At 67.4% G+C, this 6570-nt stretch carries 9 protein-coding genes; 6 read left to right on the forward strand and 3 right to left on the reverse strand.

Features of this window, described 5'->3' with window-relative positions; all coding sequences use genetic code 11:
* The first annotated feature begins 96 nt into the window (after nt 1–96).
* Together ACWCPW_RS34215 and ACWCPW_RS34220 are read left to right on the forward strand one after the other, a co-directional pair.
* Nucleotides 97–675, forward strand: a complete 579-nt coding sequence (locus tag ACWCPW_RS34215) for a TetR/AcrR family transcriptional regulator (RefSeq protein WP_449765450.1) — start codon at nt 97–99, stop codon at nt 673–675.
* Between the two features lie 170 nt (nt 676–845).
* Nucleotides 846–2084 carry a cytochrome P450 gene (locus ACWCPW_RS34220; RefSeq protein ID WP_449765451.1) on the forward strand — a complete coding sequence of 413 codons (1239 nt, stop codon included), beginning with the start codon at nt 846–848 and terminating at the stop codon, nt 2082–2084.
* 143 nt (nt 2085–2227) lie between these two features.
* On the opposite strand, the gene ACWCPW_RS34225 is transcribed toward ACWCPW_RS34220, so the two are convergent.
* From ACWCPW_RS34225 to ACWCPW_RS34235, 3 genes are all read right to left on the reverse strand, one after another.
* The gene (locus ACWCPW_RS34225; protein ID WP_449765452.1) at nt 2228–3421 is read right to left on the reverse strand and encodes a tyrosine-type recombinase/integrase; all 1194 of its coding nucleotides are present in this window, start codon (nt 3419–3421) and stop codon (nt 2228–2230) included.
* A 152-nt stretch (nt 3422–3573) separates the two neighbouring features.
* The gene (locus ACWCPW_RS34230) at nt 3574–3792 is read right to left on the reverse strand and encodes a hypothetical protein (protein WP_449765453.1); all 219 of its coding nucleotides are present in this window, start codon (nt 3790–3792) and stop codon (nt 3574–3576) included.
* Between the two features lie 177 nt (nt 3793–3969).
* A complete protein-coding gene (locus ACWCPW_RS34235; RefSeq protein ID WP_449765454.1) occupies nt 3970–4443 on the reverse strand; it encodes a hypothetical protein in 474 nt (157 codons plus the stop codon).
* A 197-nt stretch (nt 4444–4640) separates the two neighbouring features.
* Here ACWCPW_RS34235 and ACWCPW_RS34240 point away from each other — a divergent pair, with 197 nt between their 5' ends.
* From ACWCPW_RS34240 to ACWCPW_RS34255, 4 genes are all read left to right on the forward strand, one after another.
* On the forward strand, nt 4641–4880 hold the full coding sequence (locus tag ACWCPW_RS34240; protein WP_449765455.1) for a helix-turn-helix domain-containing protein: 240 nt from the start codon (nt 4641–4643) through the stop codon (nt 4878–4880).
* A gap of 1 nt (nt 4881) precedes the next feature.
* Entirely contained in the window at nt 4882–5214 is a 333-nt protein-coding gene (locus ACWCPW_RS34245) for a hypothetical protein (protein WP_449765456.1), read from the forward strand.
* Between the two features lie 64 nt (nt 5215–5278).
* Nucleotides 5279–6076, forward strand: coding sequence for a phage antirepressor (locus tag ACWCPW_RS34250; protein ID WP_449765457.1), 798 nt, complete (start codon nt 5279–5281; stop codon nt 6074–6076).
* A gap of 89 nt (nt 6077–6165) precedes the next feature.
* A partial coding sequence (locus ACWCPW_RS34255) for a hypothetical protein (protein WP_449765458.1) occupies nt 6166–6570 on the forward strand: 405 nt, incomplete at its 3' end.

The following is a 6570-nucleotide window of genomic DNA, read 5'->3' on the forward strand; positions in this document are numbered from 1 at the left end:
TGCGAACAACGGTGCGGAGATGAAAATTGACGCCCCATCAGCCTTGTCGATTGGCAGAGGTCGACGTATGTTCATGCCCAACAGGAAGGGGGACCCGTGGCGATCCCGGCACCGGAGGACACCTATGACAAGGTGCTCCAGGCGGCAGAGGAACTGTTCGGCGAACACGGTTTCGCCGGCACCTCGCTGCAGGCCATCGCCGATCGGGTCGGGGTGACCAAGGCCGCCCTGTACTACCACTTCCGCACCAAGGACGAACTGCTCGACGCCCTCCTGCGCCCGGCCCTGAACGACCTGGACCGGGTGTTGGAGGTCGCCGAGAGCAGGCGCGGCAGCACCGCTCGCCAGCGCCTGCTGTTCGAGGGCTACGTCGACTTCCTGATCCGGTACCGCACCCTCGCCGTCATCCTCGATCGGGACGTCGCGATCGGACGCCACCGCGCCATCAAGCCACGACTCGCCTCGATCACCGCGCGGGTGCGCGAAGTCCTCGACGACGTCGACGACTCGATCGAGTACCGCGTGTCCACGGCCGTGGCGATGGGTGGCATCTACTCCGCCGTCGCCGCCTTCCCGGAACTGCCCGACGACGAGCTCGGCCGCATCCTGCGCGGTGTGGTCCGCAAGCTCCTGGGCCCGCGCCGCAGGGCGTCGAGCCCGGTCGCCGGGGTCTGACCCGCACCACCGCACCGCCGCAGCCAGGCACACCCCAGCCAGACCACCGCACAGGCACACCACCTCGCACGCACCACCGCACCACCGCCGCACCACCGCGCTTTCCGGCACCCGTCCCCGGCCGGTCGGCGCGGCGACCTCGCACACCCTCCGGCAACGGGAGTTCCACCATGACGTGTCCGGTCCTCGACCACGGCTTCGACCCCACCGACCCCGACCTGTACACCACGCGCATCCCGCTGGACGAGTTCGCCCAGTTGCGCAAGACGTCCCCGGTCGTGTGGGTCCCGCAGACGCCCGAGGTGTCCAACTTCGGCGACGACGGCTACTGGCTGGTCACCCGGCACGCGGACGTCAAGGAGGTCTCCACCAAGCCGGAGATCTACTCGACGAACAAGAACACGGCGATCATCCGGTTCGCCGAGGGCATGGACATGTCCAACATCGACGCGCAGAAGCTCATCATGATCAACATCGACCCGCCGGAGCACACCCGGCTGCGCAGCATCGTCCAGCGCGGCTTCACGCCCCGGGCGATCAACGCGCTCCAGGCCGCGCTGACCGAACGGGCCGCGCAGATCGTGGCGGACGCCAAGCTCAAGGGCTCCGGCGACTTCGTCACCGAGGTCGCGTGCGAGCTGCCGTTGCAGGCGATCGCGGAGTTGATCGGCGTACCGCAGGAGGATCGCAAGAAGATCTTCGAGTGGTCGAACAAGATGCTCGGGTACGACGACCCGGAGTACGCGGAGTCCACCGAGGTCGGCGCGCAGGCCGCCGCCGAGCTGATGCTGTACTCGATGGGCATGGCCGAGGAGCGCAAGGCGTGCCCGGCGCAGGACATCGTCACCCGGCTGATCACCGCGGAGTCCGACGGCAGCCTGTCCTCGGACGAATTCGGCTTCTTCGTACTGCTGTTGGCGGTCGCGGGCAACGAGACCACGCGCAACGCGATCACGCACGGGATGCTCGCGTTCTTCGACAACCCCGACCAGTGGGAGCTGTACAAGGCGGAGCGCCCGGAGACCACGGCGGACGAGATCGTGCGGTATTCGTCGCCGGTGATGTCCTTCCAGCGCACCGCGACCCAGGACACCGTGCTCGGCGGTCAGGAGATCAAGGAGGGGCAGCGGGTCGGCATCTTCTACAGCTCGGCCAACTACGACGCCGACGTGTTCGAGAACCCGATGAAGTTCGACATCACCCGCAACCCGAACCCGCACCTGGGCTTCGGCGGCGGCGGTCCGCACTTCTGCCTGGGCGCCTCGCTGGCCCGGATGGAGATCAACCTGATGTTCAACGCGATCGCCGACGCGATGCCGGACATCACCAAGGCGGCCGACCCCCGCCGGCTTCGCCACGCGTGGATCAACGGCATCAAGGAACTCCAGGTGCACTACACGGGCAAGTAGCCCACCGGATCTCGGCCACGGCCCAGGGGAAACACCCTCTGACCTGGCCGAACACGACAGGCGCCGTCCGTCTACGGGAGCAGCGGGCGGCGCCTTCGCATGTCCGGCACGGCCGGATGGGGCACGGCTGGGGCACGACCCGGTCAGCCCACGCTGCGTGATGTCTCGCGTGCCGGGGTTGCTGCCTCGTACCAACCCTGGAGAGCCTCGGCGATCGCCCGCTCCATCGACGGGGTCGCGTGCCGGTACGTCCCCTTGACCGTCCGCGTCTCGTGCCCCAGTCGCTCCTCGATCGCGACGTCCGGGTGCCCGGCCTCGTCCAGCCAGACCGCGTGTCCGTGGCGCAGGCCGTGAGGGACCATGCCCTCCAGGCCCGTGACGCCGGGCAGCGCGGGCAGCGCACGGTGCCCGCGCGACGCCGGCCGCGGCGGCCGCCCCCGCGTGGCGGGATGCCAGAAGCTGTCGTAGAAGCTGCCGCCGGTCAGGAGTTGCCCGCCCTCGGGCGCGGTGAAGACGAACCTGGACTTGTGCGTGGCCAGCAGCGCGGAGAGGCGATCGGCGAGGAACGGCGGCAGTACGATGCGCCGGCCCGAGTCGTACTTGGGGATCGGCAGTGCCCGCACTCCGCCTTGATACTGAAATTGACGCGCCACGGTGAGGGACCGCTCGTACTCCTTGCCTAGGAGGTTGCAGTCAGTTCGCAGGAGTCCGTACAGCTCGCCGAGTCGCATGCCCGTGTAGGCGAGGGTGAGGATGATCATCTCGCCCATCTCGCCCCGCAACACCAGGCCCCGCTGTGCGAGTTCCGCAACCTGGGCCGGCGTTCCGAAGATCGTCTTGGCCTTCTCCCGCGGCTTGACCTTGCCGCGGCGGGACTTCTTCTCGACCGGGTTGTAGGTGATGTACTTGTCGGCCACCGCGTCGTCCATCATCATGCGCATCTGCATGATGACGTTCTCGATGTAGTTGGTCGAATACCCCTTCTGGCGAAGGGATTTGACCCATGAGCGTATGGCGAGGGTCGTGATGGCGCCGACGGCTTCGTCGCCCCAGCGGGGGAGGATCACCGCGTTCAGCCGGCTCCTGTAGGACACCTCGGACGTGCTGGCGACGTCGTGGGCATCAAGCCACTCCTTGGCGTACGCCCGGAACGAGACCTCTCCGCGGCGGGCGTTGTGGTAGACGCCGCGGCGGATGTCGGTTTCCTGGTCGAGGCCGTAGTCGTAGGCCTCGTCCTCGGTTTCGAAGCCGCTTGCGGAGTCGCGCTGGCCTTCGTTGTTGATGAAGCGGACGCGCCACGGCGTGGGTCCGTTGCCGCGTTTTTCCGTGCTTGGCATGGGGGTTCGCCCTCCGGTGCTCGCGGTGGGCACGGCCGCCGGACCTGGGTCCGTGGGTGGGCGGGCGCGTGTGCCACCGGGCTTGGGCGGGGCGGATCTCGCGGTCCGAGATACCGGAGACGCCCCGCGTTTCCAGGGGAGTTGCTACTAGATCACTGCGGTGCGAGGCGGAACAGGGGGCACGCGGCCTGTACGCAGGCCCCGCAGTCCCGGTTCTGTCGCCGCGCGGCGATCTGGGTGTGCGTCTGGACGGCAGGCTCGGTGAGCACGAGCGCCGGCAGGACGCAGGCGGGCTTCCTCTCCACTTCACCGAACCAGCCGGTGAAGTCTGGTCCAGCTTCCAGCAGTTCGAACATGGCAACAGGCGCCATTTGGGCCCTCCCCGAACCGGGTGGAATCCCCCAGGTCGGTGAATGATGTCACGTGATCATGGGATGCCTAACGGTCATTTGATTGAAGGACACAATTCAATCCGTAACAATTCCGTCGCACAAGCATCCAGTGATCATTCAAGTGCTCTGAGCGACCATACCCGCAGGTAGATGCCCCTATGAAGCGTCGCGGTGACGCTCCGCAAGCCGCCGAAAGAGTGCTTCCTCGACCTTCGCTTCAAGCTCTTGGATCTTCTCCGCGGTCATCCCCGGCATGGTTGTCATCGTCGCATCGCGCACCGCGTCACGAAGGTCGCGGCGGATGACCGGCCGCCAGTCCTCGCCGTCCGGACCGGAGTAGATCAACTCCGGCTGCTCGGCTTCCGTCTGGGGTGCCGAGGGGTCGTCGATGGTAGGCGAGCCGCCCGTCAGGACGTCGCGGCATGATCCCGGTTTCCAAAGAAGCGCCTCTTCGACACCGACGTAGGTCACATCGCGCGCGCCACCGCCGGCCTCGATGTTGGCCCAGGTCTTGTTGCTGATGTCGGCCCGCCGGGCCGCCTTATTGACGGATAGGCGCAGGTGGGCGCGCCGTTCGGTGATCAGTGCACCGAGGCGCTTGCGCGCGTCTACGTCCGACAGGGCTGCCATGACTCGCAGTGTCTCAGGTTCAGCCAGGTCCACCTAGACCGGGGTTCCAAAGATGTAGCAAGTCGGCCGGATTTTTACCTCACGTGGCGCAACTGTTCCGTGACCCGCCCCGAACTCACAGGCGTCTTCTTCTGCGATCTTCCACAAACTTCCACGTTTTACTTCCCTGAAGCGGCATCAAGGGGTACGTTCCTCATATGCACCTCCGCTTCACCGTGGATGGGCCGGAAGCTCGGCGCCTCCGCGTGTCTCTAGGGCTGAAGGGCGTGGATGTCGCTTCCCGAGTCGGCATCGACAGGGCCTATCTGAGCCGCGTGGAAAGCCACTCGCTCCGCATGACGCCTCCCAATTTCCTGGCGCTCTGCGAAGTCCTCGGCGTCGACAACCCGGCCGACCTCGCTCTGACCAGCGACAAGGCACCGAAAGGAAGGAGTTGACATGTCCACTCGCCTCGCCACCGTCGAACCCCGGACGGAGACGGACGAGCCCGAAATCGATGAGCACGGCTTCGAGAAGTGGATGACCGTCGCCGAGTTCGCAGAAGCCGAAGGCATCAGTACCAAGACGGCCTACGACGGCTTCAAGCGCAAGGGCTGGCCGCATCGCGACGGGCTCGGCCCCATGAAGGTGTCGCATGAGGACCGCGCTGCGATCCGAGAGATGTGCCGGCGGGTCAACGAGCCCGTGACGAACGAGCAGCCGAAGGGCCCGCGTGCGCCCCGGAAGCGCACCTCCACCCCCAGGCGCCGCCGCAAGTCCGAGGCCGCCTGACGCAAACCGGCCGGCCCCGAAGGACCGGCCGCCGACCGCACCCCTTCTGTACAAGGAGCAGGTCTTGAGCACCAGTATCACCCCCTTCAGCTTCCCGGAGACCGGCCAGCCGGTCCGGACCATCACCGTCGGCGGCGAGCCCTGGTTCGTCGGGGCGGATGTCGCCGCCGTCCTTGAACTCGGCAACCCGCGCAGCTCGCTCGCCTTGCTCGACGAGGACGAGAAGGGGGTCCACACCATGGACACCCTTGGCGGAGCCCAGAGCCTCGCGACGGTGAACGAATCCGGCCTCTACTCGCTGATCCTCCGGTCGCGGAAGCCGCAGGCTCGCGCCTTCAAGCGGTGGATCACCCGCGAGGTCATCCCGAGCATCCGCCGCACCGGTTCGTACATCCTCGCTCCCGCAGCGCCGGCCCTGCCTGACATCACCACCGCCGCCGGCGTGCTGGCGATGGCCGAGCAGTTCACGCGCACCGCGCGGCAGTTGGTCGAGGCCGACGCGAAGCTCCGCGAGCTGGAGCCGAAGGCGGTCGCGCACGACACGTACCTGTCCGCGCAGTCCGGTGAGCGCCTGATCCGCGAGGTCGCGAAGCTCCTGGGCTGGCGGCAGCAGGATCTGCGCCGGTTCCTCGTCGAGGAGAAGTTCATCTTCGCCCGCGAGGCCCTGTGTGGGGCTACGACCTGGGACTTCTACGCGGCTCACGCCTCGCACTTCCGGTCGATCGAGCACCCGGTCGAGCACAACTGGGGCCGCTGCTCGCACTACACGCTCTACGTCCGCCCGGCTGGTGTCGACCTGATCCAGCGGCGGATCGCGAAGCGCAAGGCGTCGATGGACGCCGCCATCACCGACACCCCGTGAACAGGGGTGCGGGCCACGTCGGATCAGGACGCAGCCCGCGGCGCCCCACCACATCAGAGATGCCTTCAGACACAGAGAGGTGGCAGGACGTGAGCAAGGTTATCGCCGGGGCGGGTGCCCTGGCCAAGCGCGCCACGTGCGCGGAGATCGAGCAGCAGGTTGCCCAGCGGGACCGCCGCGCCGAAGCGGCGATTGCCGCGGCGATGCGCCGGCAGGTCCCGGACGTGGGCGCCCGCGTGGAGACGACGGACCGGTTCTCGGTCGAGTTCGAGATGCAGATCGCGGTCGTCGAGTGCCTGGAGTTGAACGTCCCGGGCGACCGGTACGCGGTCGTGAGCACCTCGTACTTCGGCTTCGGTGCCGTCGACGAGCAGCCGCCCATGCGCGTTGAGCTGGAGATTCTGGGCTCGACCCTGTGCCACTGGTCGGCGGTGGAGTTGGCGAAGGTCCACCTGCGGCGGGCGCGGATCCGGGCGGCGATCGCCTACGCGGTC

The organism is Embleya sp. NPDC001921 (assembly GCF_053594475.1).

What these genes read in the sequence shown, in the direction of transcription:
- ACWCPW_RS34235 (WP_449765454.1), bottom strand. Translation starts at nt 4,443, where the DNA reads ATGGCAGCCCTGTCGGACGTAGACGCGCGCAAGCGCCTCGGTGCACTG.
- ACWCPW_RS34245 (WP_449765456.1), top strand. Translation starts at nt 4,882, where the DNA reads ATGTCCACTCGCCTCGCCACCGTCGAACCCCGGACGGAGACGGACGAG.
- ACWCPW_RS34240 (WP_449765455.1), top strand. Translation starts at nt 4,641, where the DNA reads ATGCACCTCCGCTTCACCGTGGATGGGCCGGAAGCTCGGCGCCTCCGC.
- ACWCPW_RS34225 (WP_449765452.1), bottom strand. Translation starts at nt 3,421, where the DNA reads ATGCCAAGCACGGAAAAACGCGGCAACGGACCCACGCCGTGGCGCGTC.
- ACWCPW_RS34220 (WP_449765451.1), top strand. Translation starts at nt 846, where the DNA reads ATGACGTGTCCGGTCCTCGACCACGGCTTCGACCCCACCGACCCCGAC.
- ACWCPW_RS34230 (WP_449765453.1), bottom strand. Translation starts at nt 3,792, where the DNA reads ATGGCGCCTGTTGCCATGTTCGAACTGCTGGAAGCTGGACCAGACTTC.